Annotated in this window: 6 tRNA genes; all 6 read right to left on the reverse strand. The window is 51.9% G+C overall.

The window, feature by feature from the left end:
* Positions 1-6: 6 nt before the first annotated feature.
* The 6 genes from IM700_RS22945 to IM700_RS22970 all read right to left on the reverse strand — a co-directional run bounded on the left by IM700_RS22945 (position 7) and on the right by IM700_RS22970 (position 535).
* Positions 7-90: transfer RNA gene (locus IM700_RS22945), tRNA-Leu, on the reverse strand.
* 13 nt (positions 91-103) lie between these two features.
* A tRNA-Lys gene (locus tag IM700_RS22950) sits at positions 104-179 on the reverse strand.
* 13 nt (positions 180-192) lie between these two features.
* A tRNA-Gln gene (locus IM700_RS22955) sits at positions 193-267 on the reverse strand.
* Between the two features lie 6 nt (positions 268-273).
* A tRNA-Val gene (locus IM700_RS22960) sits at positions 274-349 on the reverse strand.
* A 27-nt stretch (positions 350-376) separates the two neighbouring features.
* Positions 377-451 (reverse strand) — tRNA-Glu (locus tag IM700_RS22965).
* Between the two features lie 11 nt (positions 452-462).
* Positions 463-535, reverse strand: a tRNA-Thr gene (locus IM700_RS22970).
* Positions 536-541: the final 6 nt, after the last annotated feature.

Consider the following 541-nt stretch of genomic DNA (forward strand, 5'->3'; position numbering starts at 1 on the left):
TAAAGATGGTGCGCGTGGAGGGACTTGAACCCCCACGTCAAAGACGCTAGATCCTAAGTCTAGTGCGTCTGCCAATTCCGCCACACGCGCACATAATTGAAACTGGTGAGCCATGAAGGACTCGAACCTTCGACACCCTGATTAAAAGTCAGGTGCTCTACCAACTGAGCTAATGGCTCTTACTAAGAAAAGTGGCTGGGGATATAGGATTCGAACCTATGCATGACGGAGTCAAAGTCCGTTGCCTTACCGCTTGGCTAATCCCCAATGGTATGGTGGAGGCTGAGGGGATCGAACCCCCGACCCTCTGCTTGTAAGGCAGATGCTCTCCCAGCTGAGCTAAGCCTCCATATCTGGGATCTACATATTACGGAAATGGTGACCCGTAGGGGATTCGAACCCCTGTTACCTCCGTGAAAGGGAGGTGTCTTAACCCCTTGACCAACGGGCCCTATGTAGAGAAGCTCTCAACCGGGATCGAACCGGTGACCTCATCCTTACCATGGATGCACTCTACCTACTGAGCTATGAGAGCATATGG

Source organism: Paenibacillus rhizolycopersici (assembly GCF_014947195.2).
In the GTDB taxonomy this organism is placed as follows: Bacteria; Bacillota; Bacilli; order Paenibacillales; family Paenibacillaceae; genus Fontibacillus; species Fontibacillus rhizolycopersici.